Below are 25,456 nucleotides of genomic sequence, written 5' to 3' on the forward strand. Positions count from 1 at the left end.
CTCTGGCGCCTGGGCTCAGGATACCAGTTGCCGCTTGTCGTAGACCGAGTCGACCAGGCCGTACTCGGCCGCGCGCGAGGCGCTCATGAAGTTGTCACGCTCGGTGTCGCGCTTGATGGTCTCGAGGTCCTGGCCGGTGTGGAAGGCCAGCAGCTCGTTCAGGCGCGCCTTGATGCTGAGGATTTCCTGGGCATGGATCTCGATGTCGGTCGCCTGGCCCTGGAAGCCGCCCAGCGGCTGGTGAATCATCACGCGCGAGTTCGGCAGGCAGTGACGCTTGCCTGCCGCACCGGCTGCCAGCAGGAAGGCGCCCATGCTGCAGGCCTGGCCGATGCAGATGGTGGAGACGTCCGGCTTGATGAATTGCATGGTGTCGTAGATCGACATGCCTGCGGTGACCGAGCCACCCGGCGAGTTGATGTACAGATGGATATCCTTGTCCGGGTTTTCCGCTTCAAGGAACAGCAGCTGCGCCACAACCAGGTTGGCCATGTAGTCCTCTACAGGACCCACCAGGAAGATCACACGCTCCTTCAACAGGCGCGAGTAGATGTCGTAGGCACGTTCGCCACGGGCGGACTGCTCGATAACCATCGGGACCAGACCGCCTGCGGCCTGGATGTCAGAGCTCTGCTGAATATAAGAATTGCGGGACATGTCCTGCACTCACTCCCAAATAGTCATGGCTTTAATAACGCACAAGCCAGCCCGAAGGCTGGCTTGTGGGGTTTCCTACGAGAGTAGCAAATCACTCAGCTTCGGCAGGAGCCTGTGCTGGCTTGACAGCCTCTTCGTACGAGACCGACTTGTCGGTCACAGTCGCTTTCTGCAGGACAGTATCTACAACTTGCTCTTCCAGCACAACCGAACGGACTTCGTTCAGTTGCTGGTCGTTCTTGTAGTACCAGTTGATAACCTGCTCAGGCTCCTGGTAAGCGGAAGCCATTTCCTCGATCATCTCGCGAACCTTGGCATCGTCCGGCTTCAGCTCGAACTGCTTGACCACCTCGGCGACGATCAGGCCCAGGACCACACGGCGCTTGGCTTGCTCCTCGAACAGCTCGGCCGGCAGTTGCTCAGGCTTGATGTTGCCACCGAACTGCTGGACAGCCTGCACGCGCAGACGGTTGACTTCGTTTTCCAGCAGGGCTTTCGGCACGTCTACCGGGTTGGCGGCCAGCAGACCGTCCATGACCTGGTTCTTGACCTTGGCCTTGATGGCCTGGCGCAGTTCACGCTCCATGTTCTTGCGAACTTCGGTGCGGAAGCCTTCCAGGGTGGATTCCTTGATGCCGAACTGGGCGAAGAAGGCTTCGTTCAGCTCTGGCAGCACAGGTGCGGAAACGCTGTTGACAGTGATGGTGAACTCGGCGGCCTTGTTGGCCAGATCCAGGTTCTGGTAGTCCTCGGGGAAGGTCACGTTGACGACGCGCTCTTCACCGGCCTTGGCGCCAACCAGGCCATCTTCGAAGCCCGGGATCATGCGGCCGGAACCCAGTACCAGCTGGGTGCCCTTGGCCGAACCACCGGCGAAGGCCTCACCGTCGATCTTGCCGACGAAGTCGATGTTGACCTGGTCGTCTTTCTCGGCAGCGCGCTCGACGGCCTCGAAACGGACGTTCTGCTTGCGCAGCACTTCCAGCATGTTGTCCAGGTCGGCATCAGCGACGTCGGCGCTCAGGCGCTCGACGTTGATCGACTCGAAGCCGGCAACGGTGAATTCAGGGAAGACTTCGAAGACGGCGACGAACTCGAGGTCCTTGCCTTTCTCGAACGACTTAGGCTCGACAGCCGGGGCGCCAGCCGGATTCAGCTTCTGCTCGACCACGGCTTCATAGAAGGAGGCCTGGACCAGGTCACCGAAGGCTTCCTGGCGGGCAGCGTCTTCGTAACGCTGACGGATAACGCTCATTGGCACCTTGCCTGGACGGAAGCCCGGGACCTTGGCGCGACGGGCAGTCTGTTGCAGACGCTTGTTGACTTCGTTCTCGACGCGCTCGGCCGGAACGGCGATGGTCATGCGGCGCTCGAGAGCGGAAGTGTTTTCAACAGAAACTTGCATGGATATTCCTCGTTGCACAGACGTTAGCCGGCGATAGCCCGACTCCAGAATCAAGGGCGAATATTCTAGTGACTCACGCACCAGAAGTCACCCCACTCGGGACGACGGACAACCACGCCGGTCGATTTCATTTACAGGCCAGCGCAAAAACGCGCCAGGCCTCGTTACTCAAGGGCTGCGCGCCATCATTGAGGGCGCATGCCGAAAAAACTGTCAAACAGTTACAACTGCAGAATCGGCCCGTTAATGCGGGTCGACTTCATTGAACTGGCAATATTCTTCCCACGACATACCCAACGCCTCGGCCACCTCGCGGTGAGTCTCCAGGCGCATGACCTGCAATTGCTCCGGGTTTTCGGCGATCAACTGCAGGGCCAGCTCCCAGGGCTCGATACCCTGCTCCTGAGCCGCATCCTCGAACGCCCACTCGACCTGCTGGGCCTGCTCGCGCGCGTCAAGCTCGCGGATCTCCTCGAGCAATTGCGGGTTGGCTTCGCGAAAGCGCTGCAGCGCCAACGCTTGGCGCGCTTCTTTGGCAATCATCGGTATTTCCCCTGCCGGTCACCGACCGGTGTTTCAACCGGCTGAAATCTATCAGCTTTTATAGCGTTGTCACCAGAGGGCAAGCCCCTCAATCCTTCCGCTCGACAGGTGCACACGCCAGCGACCGCTGCCGCCAGCTCGGCCAGGCCTGTTGCCAACCCCGCTCATGCGTCACACCCGGCAGGGAAACCAGCTCGAGGCAACGCGCCTCGCCCAACTGCCGAGCATAAAACGCCGCAACGTCAGCAGGCACCTGGCGATCTTCGGCACCCAGCAGATGGCGCTGGGGAATACGCGCCAGACGGTCCCGATACTGTAAAGGCTCGAGCGAACCTTCCAGCGGCGTCAGCTCAAGCATTCGCGCCCATTCGGCCGGACTCAGATTGCCGGCCAGGGTCTGGACCTGCCACACATCCTCACGCCGCCCCGCCAGCAACAAGGCAAGCGCTCCGCCGCCGGAATAGCCCACCAGCTCGAAGCCCTGATTGCCATAACGCGCTTTCAGCCGGTCGAGCGCTTGACCAAGACTGTCCAGCACCTCAGGGGAGAAGCGCCGACTGGTCCACAGCGCCGGCGCGCATCCAGGGACGCTGATGAACTGACAGGGCCTGGCTATATATAAGGAAGGTGTCGGATCCTGCATCGCCAGGTCGACCACCAGAGTCTGCCGCGGCGTAGGGTCCAGACTCGGCTGCGAGGGCGTGAGCCAGGCATGGCCATCACCCTCCAGATAAACCCGTAGCACGTTGGCTGCGGGGATCCGCGCGGGCGCCACGACCAGCAGTGGAAAGCTTTCCAGCGCCAGCACCTGCACCTCACGACCGTACTCGGCAGCCCTGTGCTCCAGCGCTTCGCGCGGCGACTGGCATGCTGCGAGCACAAGAGCACCCACAACAGCCAGTACACCCCTGCCCCACATCGAAATCAGACGAAGCTGAGGTTGTGACGCTGGGCGCCATAGACCACACGAGCAGCGGTGATCAGTTGGTGAGGGATCTCGACGTAAGGCACGTCGGAGTTGCTCAGCGCCATGTCGAACAGCTGCACCAGCACGGAATTGCGGCGCACCAGGATCACATCAGACCAATCGGTATTGGTCATCGCCACCGGAATGAAGTCCGAACGCTTCATGAAGCTGCCGAGCGCTTCGAGCACGCCCAGGTTCTGCTTGGTGCCATTGTCACTGAAGCAGCAGTCGTTGAGCATCATGATGCCGTCCGGACCCAGCAGCTCCTGGTAATACATCATGTCGCGCAGGACGTACTCGTACTGGTGGTTGGCATCCACGTAGACGAAATCGAACTGCTCGATGCCGGTCTGCTCACGGATCCTGTCGATCGCACCGATGGTTTCGGAGCGAATCACCGTGACCTCGGGCATGTCGACGAACTTTGATACACACTCCTGGTACAAGCGGTCCCAGGTCGCATCGTCGTGCAGCGAGCCACCATAGTAGTACTCGTAGTCGTCCACCGGAGAGACCCAAGGCGGCAACTGATCGAATGGACTGTAAGCCTTGTTCGCCTCCTTGCTCCAGCTGTCGGCCAGCACCATGCGCTCTGGCGTCAGTGCTGCGCGCAGCTTGAGGGCGTTCTCGCCGCGCAGCACACCGAGCTCGGCAACCACCGGGCGTTTCTCCAGCGCATTGAAAACCGCGCCGACCACGTAATACAGACTTTCCCTATGCGTGCTGCAGACTTTCATGTTCGTTCCTTTTATTCGCGGAATCGCATCAACGCCAAACGCCAAGCAAGAATCCGACCAGCCGCCAACACCGAGGCACAACCCGCATGAACACTGGACTGGGAGGTGATGCCGAATGACGAACACAAAAAATCCCGCCAGCGAACTGACACGGATGCGCCAGAATTCTGCTGCCCTGGGAATTTGCTGCAGAAATGAAAAATGCCGCACAAGGCGGCATTTTCAGGAGGTTTTAATGCGCTTGAGCGTGCATTGAAAACAGAAGATGGTGCGGACGAAGAGACTCGAACTCTTACAGCTTGCGCCGCTGGAACCTAAATCCAGTGTGTCTACCAATTTCACCACGTCCGCGTGATGCGCTTAAAACAAAGGCGCCTGATTATACAATCAAGGCGCCTTCGAAGAATATGGGGTGGACGATGGGAATCGAACCCACGACAACTGGAATCACAATCCAGCGCTCTACCAACTGAGCTACGCCCACCATATTGCGGTGTTACGTTACCTACTTGCTTGCCTAAGCTGCCTTATGGCGCACCCGGCAGGACTCGAACCTGCGACCATCCGCTTAGAAGGCGGATGCTCTATCCAGCTGAGCTACGGGCGCATATTCAATCTGCTTTCCATTACGATTGCAAATCAATTTTCAGCCTTACCGAACGAGCTAACAAATCCGCTCATTCTGCCTGACTTTGCTAACCAGTGCTAGGTTGTGCCCGACAAGTGCGACGAATGTTATAGACGAGCCGAAAGGTCGTCAACACTTTTTTCAAAAAAATTTAAATTATTTAAGGGGTTAGGGGATTTGCCCGACCACGCGCCTTTGCCCTCGGCCCGGCTCGTGCGAGAATGCGCCCTCTTTATTGTTCCCTTCTCGATGGTTAATCACGCGTCTATGACTGCACACCTTATAGATGGCAAGGCGATCGCCGCCAACCTGCGCAAGCAGATCGCCCAACGTGTCGCCGAGCGCCGCCAGCAAGGCCTGCGCACGCCAGGCCTGGCGGTGATCCTGGTCGGCACCGACCCGGCCTCCCAAGTCTACGTTTCGCACAAGCGCAAGGACTGTGAGGAAGTCGGCTTCATCTCCCAGGCGTTCGACCTGCCCAGCGACACCACGCAGCAAGCCCTGACCGAGCTGATCGACCGTCTCAACGACGACCCGGCCGTCGATGGCATCCTGCTGCAACTGCCGCTGCCAGCGCATCTGGACGCTTCGCTGCTGCTCGAGCGCATCCGTCCGGACAAGGACGTCGATGGTTTCCACCCCTACAACATCGGTCGCCTGGCCCAGCGCATCCCGCTGCTGCGCCCATGCACCCCGAAGGGCATCATCACCCTGCTGGAAAGCACCGGGCAAGACCTGTACGGCATGAACGCGGTGATCGTCGGCGCCTCCAACATCGTCGGTCGCCCGATGGCCATGGAACTGCTGCTGGCCGGTTGCACCGTCACCGTCTGCCACCGCTTCACCAAGGACCTGGCCGGCCACGTCGGCCGCGCCGACCTGCTGGTGGTAGCGGCCGGCAAACCGGGCCTGGTCAAGGGTGAGTGGGTCAAGGAAGGCGCCATCGTCATCGACGTGGGCATCAACCGCCAGGAAGACGGCAAGCTGGTGGGCGATGTGGTCTACGAGACCGCCCTGCCCCGCGCCGGCTGGATCACGCCGGTTCCAGGTGGCGTCGGGCCCATGACCCGTGCGTGCCTGCTGGAGAACACCTTGTATGCGGCTGAAGAGCTGCACAAGTAATCGTTCTCGACACACAGCAATGAAAAACGGCACCCCAAGGGTGCCGTTTTTCATTAAACGGTGAATCTACCAACGCTATCGCGGGAGCGCAGGGCTGCCCGCGTGGAGGTCAGTACGCTCGGCAACTGATCACTTGCGCGCCTCCTCCCACGACTTGAGCAACTCGTTGTAGCTGACCGTCTCGCCCTTGGGCTTTTCGTTGGCCAGCTTCGGTTTCGGCGCACCCGGCTGGTCGAACCAGTACTGGGCATCGCGCTCTGGGTTGAGCTTGGGCGCACAGGTGGCCTGGGCGTTGGAACGCTGCAGCCGCTCCATCATGCGGTCCTGGTCACGGGCCAGGCCGTCGAGGGCCTCCTGCGGGGTCTTCTCGCCACTGGCCACCTCGGCGATATGACTCCACCACAGCTGCGCCAGGCGCGGATAGTCAGGCACGTTGGTGCCGGTCGGGGTCCACTGCACCCGTGCCGGGCTGCGGTAGAACTCCACCAGCCCACCCAGCTTGGGCGCCATCTCGGTCATGGCCTGGGAGTTGATGTCCGACTCGCGGATCGGCGTCAGACCGACGATGGTCTTCTTCAGCGAAACGGTTTTCGAGGTCACGAACTGCGCGTACAGCCATGCCGCGAGACGCTGCTTCTCCGGGGTGGACTTGAAGAAGGTCCATGAACCGGTGTCCTGGTAACCCAATTTCATGCCCTCCTCCCAATACGGCCCCTTCGGCGACGGCGCCATGCGCCACTTCGGCGTGCCATCGGCGTTGACCACCGGCAGCCCGGGCTTGACCATGTCGGCGGTGAAGGCGGTGTACCAGAAGATCTGCTGGGCGATATTGCCCTGAGCCGGCACCGGGCCTGACTCGGAGAAGGTCATGCCCTGCGCTTCCTTCGGCGCATAGGCGCGCATCCAGTCCACGTACTTCTGCGTCGCGAACACCGCTGCCGGGCCGTTGGTGTCGCCACCGCGGGTGACGCTGGAGCCAACGGGGTGGCAGTCCTCGACGCGAATGCCCCACTCGTCCACCGGCAAGCCATTGGGCAGGCCTTTGTCGCCGCCGCCGGCCATGGAGAACCAGGCGTCGGTGAAACGCCAGCCGAGCGAGGGATCTTTCTTGCCGTAGTCCATATGGCCGTAGACACGCTTGCCATCGATCTCCTTGACGTCCTCGGTGAAGAACTTGGCAATGTCTTCATAAGCCGACCAGTTCACTGGCACGCCCAGCTCGTAGCCGTACTTTTCCTTGAACTTGGCCTTCAGGTCAGGGCGTTCGAACCAGTCGGCGCGGAACCAGTAAAGGTTCGCAAACTGCTGGTCAGGCAACTGGTAGACCTTGCCGTCTGGCGCGGTGGTGAAGGAAATGCCGATAAAGTCTTTCAGGTCGAGCGTAGGCGAGGTGTAGTCCTTGCCTTCGTTGGCCATCAGGTCAGTGATCGACTGCACCTTGCCATAGCGAAAGTGCGTGCCGATCAGGTCGGAATCGTTGACCCAGCCGTCGTAGATGTTCTTGTCCGACTGCATCTGCGTCTGCAGCTTCTCCACCACATCGCCTTCCTGCAACAGGTCATGGGTGAGCTGGATGCCGGTGATCTCGCTGAATGCCTTGGCCAGGACCTTGGATTCGTACTCATGGGTGGTGAGGGTTTCCGACACCACGTTGATCTTCATCCCACGAAACGGCTCGGCGGCCTTGATGAACCACTTGAGTTCCGCCATCTGCTGCTCGGCACTCAAGGTGGAGGGCTTGAACTCGCTGCCGATCCATTTTTTCGCCGCGTCCTCGTACTGATCGGCCCACGCCGTGCCCTGCAGGCCGCCGAGCAGCAGCGCCGCGGCCAGAGTCAAATGTCGCCGCTTGTTGTCGTTATCGAACATTGTGATCTCCCGATTGAAATGATCCGCCGCCCCGGGCTAACCCCAGCGCAGCACCACCACGAGCCAGGCCAGCGACAGCAGCGAGGCCACCCACAGCGGCCAGTCGCTGGCGCCGATCACCGCAAGGTGCAGGTAGGCACTGGCCAGCAGGCCGATGAACAACCGATCGCCACGGCTGGTGACGAGCGGCAGGAAACCGCGCCGCTCCACGCAGGGGCGACGCAGCTCGAACACTGTCATGCACGACAGCAGCACACCGACGGCGACAAAGAACAGCGCCGTGGGCAAGGTCCAGGCCATCCACTCCATCGTTGCGCCCTCCTATACCCGACCCAGGGCAAAGCCCTTGGCCACATGGTTGCGGACAAACCAGATCACCAGCATGCCAGGCAGGATGGTCAGCACCCCGGCCGCAGCCAATACCCCCCAGTCGATACCCGAGGCCGACACGGTGCGGGTCATCACCGCCGCGATCGGCTTGGCGCTCACCGATGTCAGGGTTCGCGCCAGCAGCAGCTCGACCCACGAGAACATGAAGCAGAAGAAGGCCGTCACGCCGATCCCGGAGCCAATCAGCGGTATGAAGATCTTCACGAAGAAGCGCGGGAAGCTGTAACCATCGATGTAGGCGGTTTCATCGATCTCTTTCGGCACCCCCGACATGAAGCCCTCCAGGATCCATACCGCCAGTGGCACGTTGAACAAGCAGTGGGCCAGGGCCACGGCAATGTGGGTGTCGAACAGGCCGATGGACGAATACAGCTGGAAGAACGGCAGCAGGAACACCGCCGGTGGCGCCATGCGGTTGGTCAGCAGCCAGAAGAACAGATGGCGATCACCGAGAAAGCGATAGCGCGAGAAGGCATACGCGGCCGGCAAGGCCACCGCCAGTGAGATCACCGTGTTCAGGCACACGTAGTACAGCGAGTTGAGGTAGCCGCTGTACCAGCTCGGGTCGGTGAAAATGACCCGATAGTTGTCAAAGGTGAACGCCTGCGGCCACAGGGTCAGCCCGCCCAAGATCTCGGTGTTGCTCTTGAACGACATGTTCAACAGCCAGTAGATCGGCACCAGCAGGAAGAAGAAGTACAGCAGCAGCGGCACCGCTTTGCGCAAGGTCATGGCCTAATCCTTGTCGGCGTGGGTCATGGCGGTATAGAACAGCCACGACACCAGCAGGATGATCAGGAAGTACACCAGCGAGAACGCCGCCGCCGGCCCCAGGTCGAACTGCCCTACCGCCATGCGCGTGAGGGTCTGGCTAAGGAACGTGGTGGCGTTGCCCGGCCCGCCACCGGTGAGCACGAAAGGCTCGGTATAGATCATGAAGCTGTCCATGAAGCGCAGCATCACAGCGATCAGCAGCACGCTCTTGAGCTTCGGCAGCTGGATATGGCGAAACACCGCCCAACCCGAGGCGCGATCGATGCGTGCAGCCTGGTAATACACATCGGGAATGGCACGCAACCCCGAGTAGCACAGCAGTGCCACCAGCGAGGTCCAGTGCCAGACATCCATCACCAGCACGGTGACCCAGGCATCCAGCGGATCGCCCGCATAGTTGTAGCTGACCCCAAGCTTGGCCAGGGTGGCGCCAAGCAGCCCGATATCGGCGCGGCCGAAGATCTGCCAGATGGTGCCGACCACGTTCCACGGGATGAGCAGCGGAATGGCCATGATGATCAGGCACACCGAGGCCATGCGCCCCTTGGTCGGCATGGTCAGGGCAATGGCGATGCCCAGCGGGATCTCGATCAGCAGCACGCAGCCCGAATAGATGAACTGACGCAGCAATGCATCGTGCAGCGCTGGGTCGCGCAACACCTGGCGGTACCAGTCGGCGCCAACGAAATAGCGGTTGGAGGCGTCGAAGATGTCCTGCACCGAGTAATTGACCACCGTCATCATCGGCACCACGGCGCTGAAGGCCACCAGCAGGAACACCGGCAGCACCAGCCACCAGGCCTTGTTGTTCGGCACCTTGTTCATGGCGTGGCCTCCAGCAGCAGGTCATCGACATAGAGCATCAGCCATTGCGCTGGCAGGCTGACCCACGCGCGCCCTTCAGGCAGGGGACGGTCCTCACCCATGCGAGCCTTGAGGGTGACGCCAGCCAGCTCCAGGGTGAGGATGCGGTAGGTGCCCAGGTCTTCTATATCCAGGACCTGGGCCTCGAAGGCATCATCGATCGGACGGTCCCAGACCTGCACGAACTCAGGGCGAATCCCCACCTGCAAGCGCTCGCGCGGTTGCTCGGCGAGGCGCTCGCGCAGGCCATCCGGCAATGGCAGGTGCAGACCGCCGAAACTCACGCCATCGGCTTCGGCACGCACCTCGATCAGATTCATCCCGGGGCTGCCAATGAAGTAGCCCACGAAGGTGTGGCGCGGGCGCTCGAACAATTCGCGCGGGGTGCCGAACTGGACAATGCGCCCACCGTGCATCACCGCGATCTTGTCAGCGAAGGTCGATGCCTCCAGTTGATCGTGGGTGACATAGATCATGGTGATGTTGAACTGCTCGTGAATCTGTTTGAGCTTGCGCCGCAGCTTCCACTTCAAGTGCGGGTCGATCACCGTCAGCGGCTCGTCGAAAAGGATCGCCGACACATCGTCGCGCACCAGGCCGCGGCCCATCGAAACCTTCTGCTTTTCGTCGGCGCTCAGGTTGCGCGCCTTTTTCTTCAGCACCGTCCCCAGGTCGAGCACCTCGGCGATCTCTTCGACGCGCGCCCTCACCCGCTGCTCATCCAGGCCCTGGTTACGCAGAGGGAAGGCCAGGTTGTCGAATACGCTCATGGTGTCGTACACCACCGGGAACTGGAACACCTGGGCAATGTTGCGCTGCTGCGGCGACAGCGCATTGACCGGTTGACCGTCGAACTGAACCTCGCCCTGGGACGGACTGAGCAGGCCGGAAATGATGTTGAGCAAGGTCGACTTGCCGCAGCCGGACGGTCCGAGCAAGGCGTAGGCCCCGCCCTGCTCCCAGACATGCTCGAGTTCGTGCAAGGCATAGTCGCCAGCGCCGGAGGGCTGGCGGCTGTAGCTGTGGGCCAGGCGATGCAAGCGGATCTCGGCCATCAGCGGCGCCTCCCCTGACGCAGGCCGGGGGCCTGTACCAGTTGACCGGTGCTGTCGAAGACGAACAGCTTGTGGGTGGGGATGAACACCGGGACCTGGGTGTCCACCTGATACTCATGCACCCCCGGCAGGTGCAGGATCATCCGCCAGTGCTCGTTGCGCACATGCAGGAAGGTCTCCGAGCCGCTGATTTCAGCCAGCTCGACCAGCACGGTCAGCTCGAGGTCGTCGTCATGGGAGGGCACCAGGGTGATGTGACTGGGGCGCACACCGAAGCGGTAGTCGCCATCGGCCAGGGCGCGCAGATCGTCGGTACGGGCGAAGTGCACGGCGCCGGCCAGGCTCACCTCGTTGCCCGCGACCCGCCCGCTGACCAGGTTGATCGGTGGCTCCGAGAACAGCTCGGCAGCCAGCACGTTGCAAGGCTTGTGGTAGACCTCGGCGGTCGGGCCGCTCTGCAGCAGCCGGCCTTCGTGGAGGATGGTGGTGGTGCCACCCAGGGCCAAGGCTTCGTTCGGCTCGGTGGTGGCGTACACGGCGATGCAGTTGCGTTCGGCGAACAGCGCGCGCAGCTCCTGGCGCAGCCCTTCACGCAGCTTGTAGTCGAGGTTGACCAGCGGCTCGTCGAAGAGGATCAGCGAAGCGTCCTTGACCAGCGCGCGAGCCATTGCCGTGCGCTGCTGCTGGCCACCGGAGAGCTCCAGCGGCAAGCGCTGCAGGTAGGCTTCGATACGCAACATCTCGGCGGTCTGGCGCACCCGCTGGCGAATCTGCGCCTCTGGCAGGCGCGCCTGGCGCAGCGGTGAGGCGATGTTCTCGAACACGCTGAGGGTGGGGTAATTGATGAACTGCTGATAGACCATCGACACATTGCGTTCACGCACCGGGCGCCCGGTAACGTCCTCGCCGTCCATCAGCACCCGCCCGCTGTCCGGCCGATCCAGGCCGGCCATCAGGCGCATCAGGCTGGTCTTGCCAGACAAGGTACGGCCAAGCAACACATTGAACGAGCCCGGCTCGAAACGCAGACTGGCTTCGGCGATCCAGGCCTGGTTATCGACGTGGCGGCTGACCTGCTCCAGCACCAGGGTCATGGCGTAGCCTTCTTGTGATTGTTGTCCGCCGAACGGAGCCAGAACCGTGCCAGAAACCGCCGAACGCTCTGGCACCGGCTCCACGCAGCAGCGCCCTGTTCGCCTGCGAACACAAATGAACAGTTTCGCTGGACAGTTGAACAACCACGGCATTGACAATGAACAGTTGTGAACGACACTCAAGGGCGGTCGTCGACAACAACAATCACACAGGGACAGGCCCATGGCCGCTGATACCCCGACCCACGCCCACCTGATCCAGGCCTCCTGGGCCCGCTGCCGCGAATACGGCCTGCAACCGCACAGCGCGCCGGATTTCGACTGCCTGACCGGCGCGCAACTGAGCGAACTGCTCGAGCACCGCCAGGCCCTGCTGCAACTGACCCGCGACGCCGTGCTGCCGCAGTACACACACCTGCTGGGCAATTCCAGCTACCTGGTGATGCTCGCCGACGCCGGAGGCTGCCTGCTCGACGCCTGGGGCACGCGGCGCTTCGTCGAACCGCGCCAGCAGCACGGTTTCACACCCGGTGCACACTGGCAGGAGCGCGGCGTGGGCACCAACGCGCTGGGCACGGCATTGGCCTGCGGTGAGGCCATCCACGTCGGCCAGGACGAACACTTCCTGCGCCAGAACCGCTACATGGCCAGTGCCGCCGCGCCCCTGTTCGATGCCGAGCGCCGCCTGGTGGGTGTACTGGATGTCTCAAGCGATGGCTACCTGCCCGTCGCCCAGACCCTCGGCCTGGTGCGCATGATGGGCCAGAGCCTGGAGAACCGCCTGATCCTCGCCGCCCACGGCGACCGGCACGGGCAACTGGTGTTCAATACCGCACCCGACAACCTCGACAGCCCCTGGGCCGGCATGCTGCTGTTCGACGAACGTGGTCTGGTGCTGGCAGCCAATCATCGCGCTGACAGCCTGCTGGGCCAGGATCCGCGGCAATGCACGCTCGAACAGCTGTTCCAGACCTCGCTCAAACAGATCCTCGCCCACCCTCAGGAGAGCGCCTTCGCCCTGCAAGTCGCCGGTCGCCACCGTTTCCACTGCCAGTGGCGCGCACCGCATCAACCCATGCGCAGCACACCGCCAAGCAGCGACCCGCGCGTGAGCAAGGCGCTGGCCCAGGCCGGCCTGCTGCTGGAGAAGGATATTCCGGTGCTGATTCAGGGCGAGACGGGCGTCGGCAAGGAGGTCTTCGTCAATGCCCTGCATCAGGCCAGCAGCCGTGTCGGCCAGCCGCTGATCGCGGTGAACTGCGCGGCGATCCCGGCAGAACTGGTGGAGTCGGAGCTGTTCGGCTACGAGAAAGGCGCCTTCACCGGTGCCCACCACAAAGGCAACACCGGGCTGATCCGCAAGGCTGACGGCGGCATCCTGTTTCTCGACGAAATTGGCGACATGCCCCTTCCAACCCAGGCCCGACTGCTGCGTGTGCTGCAGTCGCGCTGCATCCAGCCGCTGGGCAGTGGTGAGCCGGTGGCGGTGGACATTCGCGTGGTCTCGGCGAGCAACCTCGACCTGGCTGCCGAAGTCCGCGCCGGACGTTTTCGCCAGGACCTCTACTACCGCATCGCCGGGCTGGCACTGGTACTGCCCCCGTTGCGCGAGCGCAGCGATCGGCGGGCGCTGATCGAGCAGGTGCATGCACGTTACCGCGAACCCGGACAGGTACAACGCTTGTCGCCACGGATGCTGGCGCTGTTCGAGCAGCATCCCTGGCCGGGAAACCTGCGCGAGCTGGTGACCGTGATGCAGGTGGCCCTGGCATTGGCAGGGCCTGAAGCCATCGGCGAAGAGCACCTGCCAGCGGCGTTCCTGGTGGAAGCTTCGGCTCCCCTGCCTGCACCCGAACGGGCCGACACCGGGCAAGACCTCAACACGCTGCTGCGCGAAGCCAACGGTAATCTTTCCTCGGTGGCGCGGGCGCTGGGGATCAGCCGTACGACACTGTACAAGCGGCTGCGCTCGACGGCCGCAGGCTGAGCCAGCCTGCGCCAGTGCAGCGCAGCCGATTCCGCTGCAACGCCCACCATTTCAGCTGGAGCCGCTGCTCGTCACCTGCCGTTCAGCAGGCTTTTCCTACTTCCGCACCGGAAAATGGACACACAGCCACCTGTGGATGCGTGCCCAATGCAAACAACAAATACCGTCCTCATGATTCGCCCGGCGCGGTTCGCCTTCAACCCCGACACCGCCCTGACCAACCGCTTCCAGAGCGCACCGCTGGACCCTGACGCCGCCAGCAGCAAAGCCCTCGAGGAGTTCGACGGCTATGTGCAGACCCTGCGCCAGCACGGCGTCGAGGTTCTGGTGGTGCAGGACACGCCCGAACCGCACACCCCCGATTCGATCTTCCCCAACAACTGGTGGAGCAGCCATGCCGATGGCAGCCTGGTGCTCTACCCGATGGAAGGTCACAACCGTCGCCTGGAGCGCGAAAAGGGTGTGCTGCAGGTGATCGAGGAACGCTTCGCCATCGAACGCACCATCGATCTCAGCCCACTGGAACAGCAGAATCTGTTCCTTGAAGGCACTGGCAGCATGGTTCTGGATCGCGAGCACCGTATCAGCTACGCCTGCCATTCCGGCCGCACCCACGAACAGGCGCTGCGCCAGTTCGCCGAATGCCTCGGCTACCGCCTGTGCCTGTTCCACGCCCTCGATCGCCAGCAGGCACCGATCTACCACAGCAACGTGATGATGAACGTCGGCCGCACCCTGGCTGTGGCCTGCCTTGACGCCCTGCCCCACGCCGACGAACGCCGCACCCTCGAACATTCTCTGCGCGACACCGGCAAGGAGGTCCTGGCACTGGGTTTCGACCAGTTGGAGGGCTTCGCCGGCAACATGCTCGAAGTGCACGACCGCAGCGGCCGCTCGCTGCTGGTGATGTCGCGCAACGCCTGGCGCTCGCTGGACGCCAGTCAACGCCGCCAGGTCGAGCGCCACAGTCATCCGCTGGTGGTCGATATCGACCACATCGAACGCATTGGCGGGGGCAGCGCACGCTGCATGCTCGCCGAAATCCACCTTCCCTCGCGCCACTGAGCCCCAAAGGAGCACTCCATGACCCGCTATATCGACGTGCAAGACCTCGCCCGCCTGGTCAACCGCAAGGGCATGCCCACCTGCCTGGCCGAGATGGCCGAATACATTCGTGACGACTACCTGCGCTGGCACGACTTCGAAAAGTGCCCGCGCCTGGCCAACCACTCGCCCGATGGCGTGATCGAACTGATGCCGGTGTCCGACGCCAGCCTGTACGCCTTCAAGTACGTCAACGGCCACCCGAAGAACACCCACAACGGGCTGCTGACCGTGATGGCGTTCGGTGCGCTGGGCGATGTCGACACCGGCGCCCCTGTGCTGCTCAGCGAAATGACCCTGACCACCGCTATTCGCACCGCCGCCACCTCGGCCCTGGCCGCAGGCTACCTGGCACGCAAGGACAGCCGAAGCATGGCGCTGATCGGCAACGGTTCGCAAAGCGAGTTCCAGGCCATCGCCTTCCACACCCTGCTGGGCATCGAAGAGATCCGCCTGTTCGACATCGACCGCGCCGCCTCGCAGAAACTCGCGGCCAACCTGGCCGGCTACCCCAAGCTCAAGCTGATCATCGCAGCATCCGTGGCCGATGCGGTACGCGGTGCCGACATCGTCACCACGGTCACTGCCGACAAGGCCTATGCCACCATTCTCACCCCCGAGATGATCGAACCGGGCATGCACCTCAACGCCGTGGGCGGCGACTGCCCGGGCAAGACCGAACTGCACCGGGAGATCGTCGAACGCGCACGGGTGATCGTCGAGTACGAACCGCAGAGCCGCATCGAGGGTGAAATCCAGCAGATGCCGGCGGATTCGCCGACCACAGAATTCTGGCAGGTGGTCGAAGGGATCGCTGCCGGTCGCGAGAACGCCGCGCAGGTGACCCTGTTCGATTCGGTGGGCTTTGCCCTGGAGGACTACTCGGCGCTGCGCTATGTGCTGGATGTGGCCAAGGCGCTGGATATCGGCCACGACATTGCCCTGGTGCCCGAGCTCGAGAACCCGAAGGACCTGTTCGCCCTGCTGCAACCAAAAGCCGCGGCGCGTAACGCCAGCGCAGCATAAAAAAGCGGGGGCTGTAGTGCGCAGCCCCCGCAGGCCTGGATCAGTCGCCGGCCACTGCAGCCTGGACGGCACGGGCGAAGCGGTCGGCCACTTCGTCGATCTGCTCGGCGCTGATGATCAGCGGCGGCAGGAAACGCACTACCGCGCCATGCCGGCCGCCCAGTTCGAGAATCAGGCCGCGCTTGAGGCACTCGCGCTGAACCTTCGGTGCCAGGCTGCGTGAGGACGCCGGGTGGCCGAGGGCATCCAGCGCACCGTCCGGATCGATCAACTCGACCCCCAGCATCAAGCCTCGACCGCGAATATCGCCCAGGTGCGGGTAGTCACGCTGCAGGTGCTGCAGATGGCCGCGCAGGCGCTGGCCCATGGCGGCGGCGTGTTCGTCCAGGCGATGCTCCACCAGGTAATTGATCACCGCCGACCCTGCGGCCATGGCCATCTGGTTGCCACGGAAGGTCCCGGCGTGAGCCCCAGGCGCCCAGGTGTCGAGCCAGTCACGGTAGACCACTACCGCCAGCGGCAGGCTGCCGCCAATGGCTTTGGACAGGGTCACCACGTCCGGCACGATGCCCGCGTGCTCGAAGGCGAACATACGCCCGGTGCGGGCGAAGCCGCTCTGGATCTCGTCGACGATCAGCGCCACCCCAGCCTGCTCGGTGATACGGCGCACACCGCGCAGCCACTCGATATCGGCCGGAATCACGCCGCCCTCGCCCTGCACCACCTCAAGAATCACCGCCGCCGGCAGCTGTACCCCGGCCTCCGGGTCGAGCAGCAGGTTTTCCAGGTAATGCAGGTTGGCACGCACCCCCGCGTCGCCGCCCAAACCGAACGGGCAGCGGTAGTCATAGGGATAGGGCATGAACTGCACGCCGCTGTTGAGCAGTGCACCCAGGGGCTTTTTCGGCCCCAGGCTACCCATCAGGCTCAGGGCGCCCTGGGTCATCCCGTGGTACGCCCCCTGGAAAGCCAGCACCGTGCTGCGCCCGGTGGCGGTACGCACCAGCTTCAACGCAGCTTCCACCGCATCGGTGCCAGTCGGCCCGCAGAACTGGATCTTCGCCTCGCGACGCAATGCCTCGGGCAGTACCGCAAACAGGTCCTGAACGAATCGATCCTTGACCGGCGTGGTCAGGTCGAGGGTGTGCAGCGGCAGCTCATCGGCCAGCACGCGCTGGATCGCTTCGACCACAACCGGGTGATTGTGCCCCAGCGCCAGGGTACCGGCACCGGCCAGGCAGTCGATGAACTGACGGCCTTCGACGTCCTCGACATGGATGCCCCGGGCGCGCTTGAGCGCCAGCGGAATGCGACGTGGGTAGCTGCGGGCATTGGATTCCTGTTGCTGCTGGCGCAGCAGCAAGGCTGAATCCTCGAACTGGTACAGAGATTCCGGCGCAACAGCCGGCAGTGCCTGGGCAAGGCTGGAAGCGGTAGACATCGGCGAACCCTCGCAAGCAAGTAGGAATGCCCGCCACGTCCCTGTAACCGGATGTGTGTCGGGAAGTCATCGCTTGGGAGACGCTTGAGTAGGGTGTGGATTTAGCACATTTTGGGGCCAAGGTGGCTTTTCACAGACGCACCCGCGAAAAGCCACATGCACCGATGATCAGGCCCGAGCCTCCCGCGCAGGCACCTGCAGCCAGACCCGCAGCCCGTCACTGCGACTGTCGAAACGCAAGCTGCCCGCGCAGCGCTGGACGATCGCCTGGACAATCGCCAACCCCAGCCCACTGCCGACACTCTTGCTGTTGCGCCAGAAACGCTCGGTCAGGTGCTTGAGGTCCTCGTCGGCAATGCCCGGGCCATGATCGCGAACCAGGAAGCCCACCTGCCCATCAGCCATCTGCACCTCCAGCTCCACCGCCTCATTGCCACCATGGCGCAGGGCGTTGTCCAGCAGGTTGCGCAGCGCCGCCACCGCCAAGGGCGCGGGCATGCCCAGGTAGATGCGGGTGGCCTCTTCGGGCAGGCGCAGGACGATCCGCCGGTTGTCGCCGCCACCGGCGTCCTGCACCGCCTGGCGCGCGACTTGCTCGGCACTGCACAGCACGCCATCTTCGAACGACAGGCTACCCTCGACCCGGGCCAGCATCAGCAGTTGCTCCAAGGTCCGGTGCATGCGGTCGGCGCCCTGCTCGGCGTGCTCCAGGGCCTGCTCGCGCACGCTTCCATCGGTCATGCGCGCCACTTGCAGGTGGGTCTTGATGGCGGTCAGAGGGCTGCGCAGTTCGTGCGCGGCATCATCGGTCAGGCGTCGCTCGCGCTCGATGGTCTGGGCGATCCGCAGGAATAGCTGGTTCTGGGTTTCCAGCAATGGCTGCAGCTCGCTGGGCATGCCCGCCACCTGCAAGGGTTCGACGCTGTCTGCTCGGCGCTTGCGCAGGGCATCGCGCATGCGGTTGAGCGGCTCCAGCCCCTTGCCCAGACCAATCCACAGCAGCCCCAGGCTGCCGAGCAAGGCCATCAGCACCGGTGCCGAAGCGGCCAGCAGGATCGACTGGTTGAGCGCCTCGCGTTCCTGATGGCGATCGGCCGTGGTGATCCGCACATCGCCGTGGTTGTAGGTGAAGGTGCGCCATGAACTGCCATCGATCGTCTGGTCACGGAAGCCGCTGCGCTGATCGTCCATGCTGCCATCGTGCTTGTGGTTGCTGGCCAGGATCTCGCCGCGCAGGGAACTGACCTGGCAGGCCATGCCGTCCGGCACACTGAACTGGTCGGCCGCAAAGTGCGCGTCCCGGCCCTTGGCCCCCAGCGGCTGCGGCAACTGGTCAACCAGGCCCGCCACCATCCGTGCCGAAGCCACCAGGCGCTGGTCGAGGGAGAACATCATCTGCTGACGCAGGTCGCGCAACATCCAGGCCGCGGCCAGGATCCAGATCAGGATGAAGGCACTGCCCAGGATCAGCGACAGACGAACCCGCAGGCTCATGGCGCGGTCTCCTGCGGGGCCTGCGCTGCACCCAGGCGATAGCCCAGCCCGCGTACGGTCTCGACGATACTGTTGCCCAGCTTGCGCCGCAGGTGGTGGATGTGAACGTTCAGGGCATTGCTCTCGACTTCATCGCTGAAGCCATAGACGCAATCCTTGAGCTGTTCGCTGGACAGCACGCGCCCGGGATTCTGCAGCAAGGCCTGAAGCAAGGCCTGCTCGCGTCGGGACAGATCGACCGCACGACCGGCCAGGGTCGCCTCGCAACTGCTGGGGTTATAGACCAAGGGGCCGTGCTCGATGACATTCACGGCGCGCCCGGCCACGCGGCGCAGGAGCGTGTGCAGGCGCGCCGCCAGCTCGCGCAGGTCGAAAGGTTTGAGCAGGTAGTCGTCGGCGCCGGCCTGCAGGCCATCGACCCGGTCGGTGACCGCATCACGGGCCGTGAGCACCAGCACTGGCAGCACCTCGCCCTGCTGGCGCAGGCGCCGCAACAGCTTGAGGCCGTCTTCGTCGGGCAACCCCAGGTCGAGGATCATCACGTCGAACTGGGCTGCCTGGAGCAGTGCACGTGCCGCCGAGGCGCTGGCGACCCGATCGACGGTCAGGCCCTGGGCCGTGAGACCGGCGCAGATGCCGCTGGCGATCAGGTCGTCGTCCTCGCAGAGCAGTACGTGCATGGGAAATCTCCGGGTAGGTGGATGCGCAGTGCAACAAAACGGGATTAAGCGCCGATTATGAACCTCACCCCGCGTTTCGTCGCCTGCGCCAGCCGTCGATTACTCGAGTACCTCGACCGGCATGCCGACTTCAAGTCGCCCGCAGCCATCGACCGCCACGTTCTGCCCGAACAGTACGTCCCCTTCCCGCTCACGAAAGGTCTTGAGGGTGGTCAACGGCTCCCGGTCGCTACTGCGCTCACCCGTCTGTGGGTCGAGGGTGGTGAGGATGCAGCGCACACTGGGCTTGAGCACCCGCAGGTTCAGGTCGCCGATACGGATACGCTTCCAGCCATCTTCGGCAAACGCCTCGGCGCCCTCGACCACCAGGTTGGGACGAAAACGCAGCATCTGCATCGGCCGGCCGATGCGCCGGTTGAGCTCATCGAGCGAGCCCTGGCCGATCAGTAATAAAGGAAAGCCGTCGGGGAAGGCCGCACGGTCACTGTTGAGGCCATAGCCGCTGGGCAGGTAGCGTGCTCGCTGCTGCGGACAGTGCACCAGACGTACCGCCTTGCCGAGCATCTGGCTGAGCCACGCGGCGGCCTCGTCGCCGGCATCGGGCACGCGCAAGGTGTCGCGCCAGATGGTCACCCCGCGCAGGTCGTCGTCGGCACCCGGCACCTTGACCGTCAGCGGCGCCTGCCCAGGGGTTTGCAGCAGCAGGCTTTCTTCATCGCCACCGGTGGCCGTGAGCCGTCCCAATTGTGGCCAGGCACGCTGGGTAAGGAAGCGCCCGGTGTCCTGCTCGACCACCATCCAGCGCCGGTCGCCCGACAGTCCCATGGCATCCACCGTCGACTCGCCCAGGCTCTGCGCCTGGCAAGACTTCACTGGATACCGATACAACGCACTCAGAAACATCCCCGCCCGCCTTGTGCCAGTCAAAAAGCCAAGCTTATACCCACCTCGGGGCGTGTGCAGGTATCAGGCTGGCGCATGATCGAGCGACAGACGCTCACGCACCACATCCACCAGGCGGTCCGGCTGGAACTTGGAGAGGAAGTTGTCGCAGCCGACCTTCTTCACCATCGACTCGTTGAAGCTGCCCGACAGCGACGTGTGCAGCACCACGTAAAGCCCGCGCAGACGCGGGTCATTGCGGATCTCGGTGGTCAGGCGGTAACCGTCCATCTCCGGCATTTCGGCATCGGTGAAGATCATCAGCAGTTTTTCGCAGACGTCCTCTCCGGCATCGGCCCAGCCCTTGAGCATGCGCAGCGCCTTTAGGCCATCACTGGCGATGTGCAGCTTCACACCCAGTTGCGACAAGGTGTCACGCAGTTGGGCCAGGGCCACGCTGGAGTCATCCACGAGCAGCACTTCACGACCGCGGGCACGGGCGAGCACCGGGTCTTCGAGCTTGTCGCGCGACACCTTGGCGCTGTAGGGCACGATCTCGGCCAGCACCTTCTCCACGTCGATGATCTCCACCAGTTTCTCGTCGACCTTGGTGATCGCGGTCAGGTAATGCTGGCGGCCGGCACTGGTAGGCGGTGGCATGATGGCTTCCCAGTTCATGTTGACGATGCGGTCGACGCCGCCCACCAGGAAGGCCTGTACCGAGCGATTGTACTCGGTGACGATGATGGTGCTGTCCGGCCCTGGCTGCAGCGGGCGCATGCCGATCGCCTGGGACAGGTCGATCACCGGCAGCGTCTGGCCGCGCAGGTTGACCACGCCACAGACGAAGGTGTGGCGCTGCGGCATCAGGGTCAGCTTGGGCAGTTGCAGCACCTCCTGCACCTTGAACACGTTGATCGCGAACAGCTGTCGCCCCGCCAGGCGGAACATGAGGATTTCCAGGCGGTTCTCGCCTACCAATTGCGTGCGTTGATCTACCGTGTCGAGAATGCCAGCCATTGCGCAACCCCCTGGCTCTGTGCCGGAAAAAGTGGATACATCCGCCCTGTATCGGCACAATCTGCCGGAGCTTGACCCCTGCAGAAAAATGCCTGAACGGCGATTGATATCACTTTACCATCATGCTTTACTGCTGCCACATCCCTCCTCATCCGCCGCGCTGCGGACGTACCACTGCCTCTGAGACCTCATCAGGGAAACCCCTAGGAGCAATCGGGAGCAACCTGATATTCGCAATATCCATTAGCCATTAATGTGACGCCATTCTCACTGCATGAACGGAGTCAGGCTCTTGTCAGCGAACATCTCGGTGTGGCCAACCCCTGCTCCAACCCCGCACGTTGGAGTTTCATGATGGAGCGGGTGCTCTCGAACACAGCGCTCCTGCAGGACTTCCTGCTGGATGCGCAGGTCCTGCTGAACGAGTCCCAGGAATGCCTGCAACACCTGGAGCTGATCAGCAATGACGCTGACGCCTGCCATTGCCTGAGCAAAGCCCTCGAGACACTCGCCCGTCGAGCAGACGCCTCGGGCGTACTCGAGATCGCCCACTACGCCTCGGCCCTGCATCGCCTGCTGGCGCCTGGCTGCACCAGCCGCAACCTGCCGCAGGGCGCGCTACCGGCACTGGCCGACTGCCTGACACTGCTGGCCTGGCAACTGGAACTGGTCGATGAGCGCACCGGACACCTGAACCTGGACAGCAGCGAGCAGCACCTGCTGCTGGTCACCCTGGCGGGTGTGCTGGATCAACCACTCCCGCAGGCCTGTGCCCTGTGCGACGAAAACGAGCGCCACTGCGTGCACCCCCAACTGCTCAATATGCCCATTGAGCCCAAGCACGCCTACGGCACATCAACTCGCAAAGACTAGGTTCTGTCTGAAATGTGCAGACACATTTCAGACAGAACCTAGTGATGTGGCCCCACGTAACTCGTCTGACTGGACGGCCCCAAACACATGGCAACTTGGCAAGTTTGTACAAGTTCTGTCTAGTTCCGCAGCCTCGCCGCGTTAGTTGAGTTTGGAAGTTACTGCCTTCTCAAAGGATAATGGCTTATTGCCACTTCTACAGGCATTGCACCCCACTGCCATGCCTCGGAAACACCTTGGTTTCAGGCAACTAACCAGCCGGGACCAAACCAACTCGAAGTGATACCATGCGCGCAAATGAACGAACGCCCAACGGCTCTTCAGCGTTTACAACAGGGCTCGTTCCTGGTTGAAAGGCAGGACATTCACGATTCTCCAGAAAGATTGGCGACCTGCGCCAGCAATAATTCAGTGGCTTTCCTATCTATGCTCCCACGCTTGAAGATTTCCCTGCGTTGTCGCTCTCGCACCGCCTTGCTGCGTGGGGCAACCGCCGTGCTGTGCGTGGCATCGCTGGTCACCAACCTGGTGCTCTACAGCAACGAGCAACCTGTATCGGCCGGTGCCCTGGCGCTGCAGTTGGCCGCCCTGCTCGGGGCCGGCTGGCACCTGCGTCGTGGCGCTCGATCGATCAACCTGCTGCCGGCGGAGCTGGCCGACCGCATGCTCAAGGTCCAGGAAAGCGAACGCCAGCACCTGAGCCGCGAGTTGCACGATGACATCGGCCAATTGCTCACCGCCGCCAAGCTTCAACTCGACTGGTTGCAACGTCGCGTGCCTGCACCGCTGCAGGCGCAGTGCGACACGCTGCGCAAGACCCTCGACGACACCTTGGGCAACGTGCGTGACGTCTCGGCGTTGCTCAACCCACGGCAACTGGCCAGCCTGGGCCTGGAGGCCAGCCTGCGCGCGCACCTGCTGCGTGCCCTCGAGAACAGCGAGGTGCACTGGAGCCTGGAATGCAAACAGCGCTTGGGCGGCATCTCCGAGGAAGTGACCATGGCCGCCTTTCGCATCACCCAGGAAGCGGTCACCAACGTGCTGCGCCATGCCCAGGCGCGCAACTTGCTGATCAGCCTGCAACGCACCCCCGCCGGGTTGCTGCTGACGATCCTCGATGACGGTGTGGGCTTCGTCCCGGCCAGCAAACCGGGCGAAGTCGGGCAACGTGGCATGGCCGGCATGCAGGAGCGGGCCACCGCCCTGCAGGGCAGCCTGAGCGTGACCAGCCAGCCCGGAGCGGGCACCCGAATCGAAGCGCTGTTCCCCTGGCCTGCACGCAGCCAGGAACGTGCCAGGACACCCGCCACCGATGATTAGACTGCTGTTGATCGACGACCATTCGCTGATTCGTGCGGGCGTGCGCGCACTGGTGTCCGATATTCCCGACTACACCGTGGTCGGTGAAGCCGACGACGGCCAGCACCTGCTGGAGATGGTCCAGCGCCTGAGCCCCGACATCGTCCTGCTGGACATCTCGATGCGCTCGACCAACGGCCTCGACGCTCTGACGCAATTGCGCGCAAACGGTTGCACCTGCAAGGTGCTGATCCTGTCGATGCACACCGACCCCGACCTGATCATGCGTGCCCTCGAAAGCGGCGCCCACGGCTACCTGCTCAAGGACACCACCGCCAACGAGCTGGAGCACGCCCTCGCCGCGTTGCGCAACGGCGAGCGCTACCTCAGCCCGGCCATCGCCCACACGGTGATCAATCAGGCCCTGCTGCGCGCACAGGCCAGCAAGCAGCCGAGCAGCGATCGCCACAACCTCACCGCCCGGCAACTGGAAATCCTGCGCCTGATCGTGCGTGGCAAGTCCACCCGCGAGATCGCCGCAGGCTTGGGGCTGTCGATCAAGACCGTTGAAACCCACCGCTCGCAAATCATGAAGCGTCTGCAGATCTACGATGTGGCGGGCCTGGTGCTGTTCGCGGTGCGCGAGAAAATCATCAGCCTGGACGACTGAACAGCGGCGAATCGGCGGGCAGGTGCACGCGCAGGGCGCCCGGCGCCGCCTCGAAACGCAGGCTGCCGGCCTGCAACGGCTCACCGTCCAGGTTGATATCCAGCCCTTCGGCCTTGCCGATCTCGACCCAGGGCAGGCGCGCACGCACGAACAGCTCCTCGCCCGTCAGCAAGTCACGCAGTGCGCCCACCATCGCCTCGGGTGCAGGCAGAATCGCGACCTCCAGCAAGCCATCATCGACCAGCGCCTCGGGGCACAGCACATGGCCGCCGCCGGCCTGGCGACCGTTGCCGATGGCCAAGGCCAGCAACTGCCCCTGCCAGTGGAAATCAGACCCGTGCAGGGTCGCCGAAGCGGCCTGCAACTCACTGAAGCGCGACAGCCCGGTGAACAGGTACGCCGCCCCGCCCAGTACCTTCTTCAAGTCTTCGGACGTGTTGGCTGTCACCTGGCTGCCAAAGCCGCCGGTGGCCATGTTGAGGAACATCTGCTCACCCACCCGCCCCAGGTCGATGGGACGGGCCGGTACATCCAGCAAGGCCAGGGCGGCCGCCGGCTCCAAAGGCACACCGGCGGCGCGGGCAAAGTCGTTGGCAGTGCCCAGCGGCAGCAAGGCCAGGCTGGCGTCGGCCTGCATTTGGGCCATGGCCTCGGCGATATCGCGAAGGGTACCGTCGCCACCGCCGGCTACCACTTGCGTGTAACCGCCCGCCAGGGCTTCTTCGACCAAACGCCGGGCATCGCCCGCCTCCCAGGTCAGGCGCACATCCAGTACCTGCCCGCGCTCGCGTCGCACGCCCACGGCGCTGCGCACCTCTTCGTTCATGGCCTGCTTGCCATGCAGGATCAACATCGCCTTGTGCCCGTGCATACGA

The 25,456-nt window shown here is 63.3% G+C and carries 24 protein-coding genes and 3 tRNA genes; 7 read left to right on the forward strand and 20 right to left on the reverse strand.

From position 1 onward, the window contains the following. Window positions 1-15 precede the first annotated feature (15 nt). The 8 genes from clpP to APH44_RS09240 all read right to left on the reverse strand — a co-directional run bounded on the left by clpP (window position 16) and on the right by APH44_RS09240 (window position 4,916). Window positions 16-657 carry an ATP-dependent Clp endopeptidase proteolytic subunit ClpP gene (gene clpP, locus APH44_RS09205; RefSeq protein WP_029613529.1) on the reverse strand — a complete coding sequence of 214 codons (642 nt, stop codon included), beginning with the start codon at window positions 655-657 and terminating at the stop codon, window positions 16-18. 91 nt (window positions 658-748) lie between these two features. Further along, on the reverse strand, window positions 749-2,062 hold the full coding sequence (tig, locus tag APH44_RS09210) for a trigger factor (RefSeq protein WP_054892390.1): 1,314 nt from the start codon (window positions 2,060-2,062) through the stop codon (window positions 749-751). Between the two features lie 243 nt (window positions 2,063-2,305). After that, complete coding sequence (locus tag APH44_RS09215) at window positions 2,306-2,605, reverse strand: DUF6388 family protein (RefSeq protein ID WP_054892391.1); 300 nt, start codon at window positions 2,603-2,605, stop codon at window positions 2,306-2,308. An 88-nt stretch (window positions 2,606-2,693) separates the two neighbouring features. Further along, window positions 2,694-3,524 carry a hypothetical protein gene (locus tag APH44_RS09220; RefSeq protein ID WP_054892392.1) on the reverse strand — a complete coding sequence of 277 codons (831 nt, stop codon included), beginning with the start codon at window positions 3,522-3,524 and terminating at the stop codon, window positions 2,694-2,696. 5 nt (window positions 3,525-3,529) lie between these two features. Beyond that, window positions 3,530-4,309 (reverse strand): class I SAM-dependent methyltransferase, encoded by a 780-nt coding sequence (locus tag APH44_RS09225; protein ID WP_054892393.1) that lies wholly within the window; start codon window positions 4,307-4,309, stop codon window positions 3,530-3,532. A 266-nt stretch (window positions 4,310-4,575) separates the two neighbouring features. Then, window positions 4,576-4,660 (reverse strand) — tRNA-Leu (locus tag APH44_RS09230). 57 nt (window positions 4,661-4,717) lie between these two features. Beyond that, window positions 4,718-4,793 (reverse strand) — tRNA-His (locus APH44_RS09235). 46 nt (window positions 4,794-4,839) lie between these two features. Then, window positions 4,840-4,916 (reverse strand) — tRNA-Arg (locus tag APH44_RS09240). A 288-nt stretch (window positions 4,917-5,204) separates the two neighbouring features. Between APH44_RS09240 and folD the strand changes: the two genes are divergently transcribed. Beyond that, window positions 5,205-6,059: a bifunctional methylenetetrahydrofolate dehydrogenase/methenyltetrahydrofolate cyclohydrolase FolD gene (gene folD / locus APH44_RS09245; protein ID WP_054892394.1), complete on the forward strand. Its 855-nt coding sequence runs from the start codon at window positions 5,205-5,207 to the stop codon at window positions 6,057-6,059. 129 nt (window positions 6,060-6,188) lie between these two features. Here the strand turns inward: folD and APH44_RS09250 are convergent, their stop codons facing one another. From APH44_RS09250 to APH44_RS09275, 6 genes are read right to left on the reverse strand one after another with little or no spacing between them, the layout of a single operon-like run. Further along, a complete protein-coding gene (locus tag APH44_RS09250) occupies window positions 6,189-7,928 on the reverse strand; it encodes an ABC transporter substrate-binding protein (RefSeq protein ID WP_054892395.1) in 1,740 nt (579 codons plus the stop codon). A 36-nt stretch (window positions 7,929-7,964) separates the two neighbouring features. Next, window positions 7,965-8,237, reverse strand: coding sequence for a DUF2160 domain-containing protein (locus tag APH44_RS09255; RefSeq protein ID WP_054892396.1), 273 nt, complete (start codon window positions 8,235-8,237; stop codon window positions 7,965-7,967). 12 nt (window positions 8,238-8,249) lie between these two features. After that, the gene (locus APH44_RS09260; RefSeq protein WP_054892397.1) at window positions 8,250-9,050 is read right to left on the reverse strand and encodes a carbohydrate ABC transporter permease; all 801 of its coding nucleotides are present in this window, start codon (window positions 9,048-9,050) and stop codon (window positions 8,250-8,252) included. 3 nt (window positions 9,051-9,053) lie between these two features. Then, window positions 9,054-9,917 carry a carbohydrate ABC transporter permease gene (locus APH44_RS09265; protein ID WP_054892398.1) on the reverse strand — a complete coding sequence of 288 codons (864 nt, stop codon included), beginning with the start codon at window positions 9,915-9,917 and terminating at the stop codon, window positions 9,054-9,056. Beyond that, entirely contained in the window at window positions 9,914-11,011 is a 1,098-nt protein-coding gene (locus APH44_RS09270; RefSeq protein ID WP_054892399.1) for an ABC transporter ATP-binding protein, read from the reverse strand. Before APH44_RS09270 ends, APH44_RS09265 begins: the two co-directional genes overlap by 4 nt. Next, window positions 11,011-12,105, reverse strand: a complete 1,095-nt coding sequence (locus tag APH44_RS09275) for an ABC transporter ATP-binding protein (protein ID WP_054892400.1) — start codon at window positions 12,103-12,105, stop codon at window positions 11,011-11,013. Before APH44_RS09275 ends, APH44_RS09270 begins: the two co-directional genes overlap by 1 nt. 223 nt (window positions 12,106-12,328) lie before the next feature. Between APH44_RS09275 and APH44_RS09280 the strand changes: the two genes are divergently transcribed. The 3 genes from APH44_RS09280 (at window position 12,329) to APH44_RS09290 (ending at window position 16,222) form a co-directional block, all read left to right on the forward strand. Continuing rightward, a complete protein-coding gene (locus tag APH44_RS09280; RefSeq protein WP_054892401.1) occupies window positions 12,329-14,092 on the forward strand; it encodes a sigma-54-dependent Fis family transcriptional regulator in 1,764 nt (587 codons plus the stop codon). Between the two features lie 147 nt (window positions 14,093-14,239). After that, window positions 14,240-15,157, forward strand: a complete 918-nt coding sequence (ctlX, locus tag APH44_RS09285) for a citrulline utilization hydrolase CtlX (protein WP_054892402.1) — start codon at window positions 14,240-14,242, stop codon at window positions 15,155-15,157. 18 nt (window positions 15,158-15,175) lie between these two features. After that, entirely contained in the window at window positions 15,176-16,222 is a 1,047-nt protein-coding gene (locus APH44_RS09290) for an ornithine cyclodeaminase (protein ID WP_054892403.1), read from the forward strand. Between the two features lie 40 nt (window positions 16,223-16,262). Here APH44_RS09290 and APH44_RS09295 read toward each other — a convergent pair whose 3' ends face one another. From APH44_RS09295 to APH44_RS09315, 5 genes are all read right to left on the reverse strand, one after another. Further along, complete coding sequence (locus APH44_RS09295) at window positions 16,263-17,663, reverse strand: aspartate aminotransferase family protein (RefSeq protein WP_054892404.1); 1,401 nt, start codon at window positions 17,661-17,663, stop codon at window positions 16,263-16,265. 168 nt (window positions 17,664-17,831) lie between these two features. Further along, a complete protein-coding gene (locus APH44_RS09300; protein WP_054892405.1) occupies window positions 17,832-19,157 on the reverse strand; it encodes an ATP-binding protein in 1,326 nt (441 codons plus the stop codon). Beyond that, on the reverse strand, window positions 19,154-19,837 hold the full coding sequence (locus APH44_RS09305; protein WP_054892406.1) for a response regulator transcription factor: 684 nt from the start codon (window positions 19,835-19,837) through the stop codon (window positions 19,154-19,156). The genes APH44_RS09300 and APH44_RS09305 overlap by 4 nt, the downstream gene beginning before the upstream one ends. A gap of 99 nt (window positions 19,838-19,936) precedes the next feature. Next, window positions 19,937-20,740, reverse strand: coding sequence for an MOSC domain-containing protein (locus APH44_RS09310; RefSeq protein ID WP_054892407.1), 804 nt, complete (start codon window positions 20,738-20,740; stop codon window positions 19,937-19,939). Between the two features lie 63 nt (window positions 20,741-20,803). Continuing rightward, a complete protein-coding gene (locus APH44_RS09315; RefSeq protein WP_054892408.1) occupies window positions 20,804-21,739 on the reverse strand; it encodes a chemotaxis protein CheV in 936 nt (311 codons plus the stop codon). A 354-nt stretch (window positions 21,740-22,093) separates the two neighbouring features. On the opposite strand from APH44_RS09315, the gene APH44_RS09320 reads away from it, so the two are divergent. From APH44_RS09320 to APH44_RS09330, 3 genes are all read left to right on the forward strand, one after another. After that, window positions 22,094-22,612, forward strand: coding sequence for a hypothetical protein (locus APH44_RS09320; RefSeq protein WP_054892409.1), 519 nt, complete (start codon window positions 22,094-22,096; stop codon window positions 22,610-22,612). A gap of 426 nt (window positions 22,613-23,038) precedes the next feature. Continuing rightward, on the forward strand, window positions 23,039-23,932 hold the full coding sequence (locus tag APH44_RS09325) for a sensor histidine kinase (protein ID WP_054892410.1): 894 nt from the start codon (window positions 23,039-23,041) through the stop codon (window positions 23,930-23,932). After that, window positions 23,925-24,581 (forward strand): response regulator transcription factor, encoded by a 657-nt coding sequence (locus APH44_RS09330; RefSeq protein WP_054892411.1) that lies wholly within the window; start codon window positions 23,925-23,927, stop codon window positions 24,579-24,581. The genes APH44_RS09325 and APH44_RS09330 overlap by 8 nt, the downstream gene beginning before the upstream one ends. On the opposite strand, the gene yegS is transcribed toward APH44_RS09330, so the two are convergent. After that, entirely contained in the window at window positions 24,565-25,452 is an 888-nt protein-coding gene (yegS, locus tag APH44_RS09335) for a lipid kinase YegS (protein WP_054892412.1), read from the reverse strand. The genes APH44_RS09330 and yegS overlap by 17 nt on opposite strands. Between the last annotated feature and the right edge of the window lie 4 nt (window positions 25,453-25,456).

This window comes from Pseudomonas sp. NBRC 111143 (assembly GCF_001320965.1).
Taxonomy (GTDB): domain Bacteria; phylum Pseudomonadota; class Gammaproteobacteria; order Pseudomonadales; family Pseudomonadaceae; genus Aquipseudomonas; species Aquipseudomonas machongensis.

What these genes read in the sequence shown, in the direction of transcription:
- folD (WP_054892394.1), top strand. Translation starts at nt 5,205, where the DNA reads ATGACTGCACACCTTATAGATGGCAAGGCGATCGCCGCCAACCTGCGC.
- APH44_RS09315 (WP_054892408.1), bottom strand. Translation starts at nt 21,739, where the DNA reads ATGGCTGGCATTCTCGACACGGTAGATCAACGCACGCAATTGGTAGGC.
- yegS (WP_054892412.1), bottom strand. Translation starts at nt 25,452, where the DNA reads ATGCACGGGCACAAGGCGATGTTGATCCTGCATGGCAAGCAGGCCATG.
- ctlX (WP_054892402.1), top strand. Translation starts at nt 14,240, where the DNA reads ATGCAAACAACAAATACCGTCCTCATGATTCGCCCGGCGCGGTTCGCC.
- APH44_RS09290 (WP_054892403.1), top strand. Translation starts at nt 15,176, where the DNA reads ATGACCCGCTATATCGACGTGCAAGACCTCGCCCGCCTGGTCAACCGC.
- APH44_RS09250 (WP_054892395.1), bottom strand. Translation starts at nt 7,928, where the DNA reads ATGTTCGATAACGACAACAAGCGGCGACATTTGACTCTGGCCGCGGCG.
- APH44_RS09300 (WP_054892405.1), bottom strand. Translation starts at nt 19,157, where the DNA reads ATGAGCCTGCGGGTTCGTCTGTCGCTGATCCTGGGCAGTGCCTTCATC.
- APH44_RS09330 (WP_054892411.1), top strand. Translation starts at nt 23,925, where the DNA reads ATGATTAGACTGCTGTTGATCGACGACCATTCGCTGATTCGTGCGGGC.
- APH44_RS09310 (WP_054892407.1), bottom strand. Translation starts at nt 20,740, where the DNA reads ATGTTTCTGAGTGCGTTGTATCGGTATCCAGTGAAGTCTTGCCAGGCG.
- tig (WP_054892390.1), bottom strand. Translation starts at nt 2,062, where the DNA reads ATGCAAGTTTCTGTTGAAAACACTTCCGCTCTCGAGCGCCGCATGACC.
- APH44_RS09305 (WP_054892406.1), bottom strand. Translation starts at nt 19,837, where the DNA reads ATGCACGTACTGCTCTGCGAGGACGACGACCTGATCGCCAGCGGCATC.
- APH44_RS09275 (WP_054892400.1), bottom strand. Translation starts at nt 12,105, where the DNA reads ATGACCCTGGTGCTGGAGCAGGTCAGCCGCCACGTCGATAACCAGGCC.
- APH44_RS09225 (WP_054892393.1), bottom strand. Translation starts at nt 4,309, where the DNA reads ATGAAAGTCTGCAGCACGCATAGGGAAAGTCTGTATTACGTGGTCGGC.
- APH44_RS09320 (WP_054892409.1), top strand. Translation starts at nt 22,094, where the DNA reads ATGGAGCGGGTGCTCTCGAACACAGCGCTCCTGCAGGACTTCCTGCTG.
- APH44_RS09220 (WP_054892392.1), bottom strand. Translation starts at nt 3,524, where the DNA reads ATGTGGGGCAGGGGTGTACTGGCTGTTGTGGGTGCTCTTGTGCTCGCA.
- clpP (WP_029613529.1), bottom strand. Translation starts at nt 657, where the DNA reads ATGTCCCGCAATTCTTATATTCAGCAGAGCTCTGACATCCAGGCCGCA.
- APH44_RS09325 (WP_054892410.1), top strand. Translation starts at nt 23,039, where the DNA reads ATGCTCCCACGCTTGAAGATTTCCCTGCGTTGTCGCTCTCGCACCGCC.
- APH44_RS09270 (WP_054892399.1), bottom strand. Translation starts at nt 11,011, where the DNA reads ATGGCCGAGATCCGCTTGCATCGCCTGGCCCACAGCTACAGCCGCCAG.
- APH44_RS09215 (WP_054892391.1), bottom strand. Translation starts at nt 2,605, where the DNA reads ATGATTGCCAAAGAAGCGCGCCAAGCGTTGGCGCTGCAGCGCTTTCGC.
- APH44_RS09255 (WP_054892396.1), bottom strand. Translation starts at nt 8,237, where the DNA reads ATGGAGTGGATGGCCTGGACCTTGCCCACGGCGCTGTTCTTTGTCGCC.
- APH44_RS09260 (WP_054892397.1), bottom strand. Translation starts at nt 9,050, where the DNA reads ATGACCTTGCGCAAAGCGGTGCCGCTGCTGCTGTACTTCTTCTTCCTG.
- APH44_RS09280 (WP_054892401.1), top strand. Translation starts at nt 12,329, where the DNA reads ATGGCCGCTGATACCCCGACCCACGCCCACCTGATCCAGGCCTCCTGG.
- APH44_RS09295 (WP_054892404.1), bottom strand. Translation starts at nt 17,663, where the DNA reads ATGTCTACCGCTTCCAGCCTTGCCCAGGCACTGCCGGCTGTTGCGCCG.
- APH44_RS09265 (WP_054892398.1), bottom strand. Translation starts at nt 9,917, where the DNA reads ATGAACAAGGTGCCGAACAACAAGGCCTGGTGGCTGGTGCTGCCGGTG.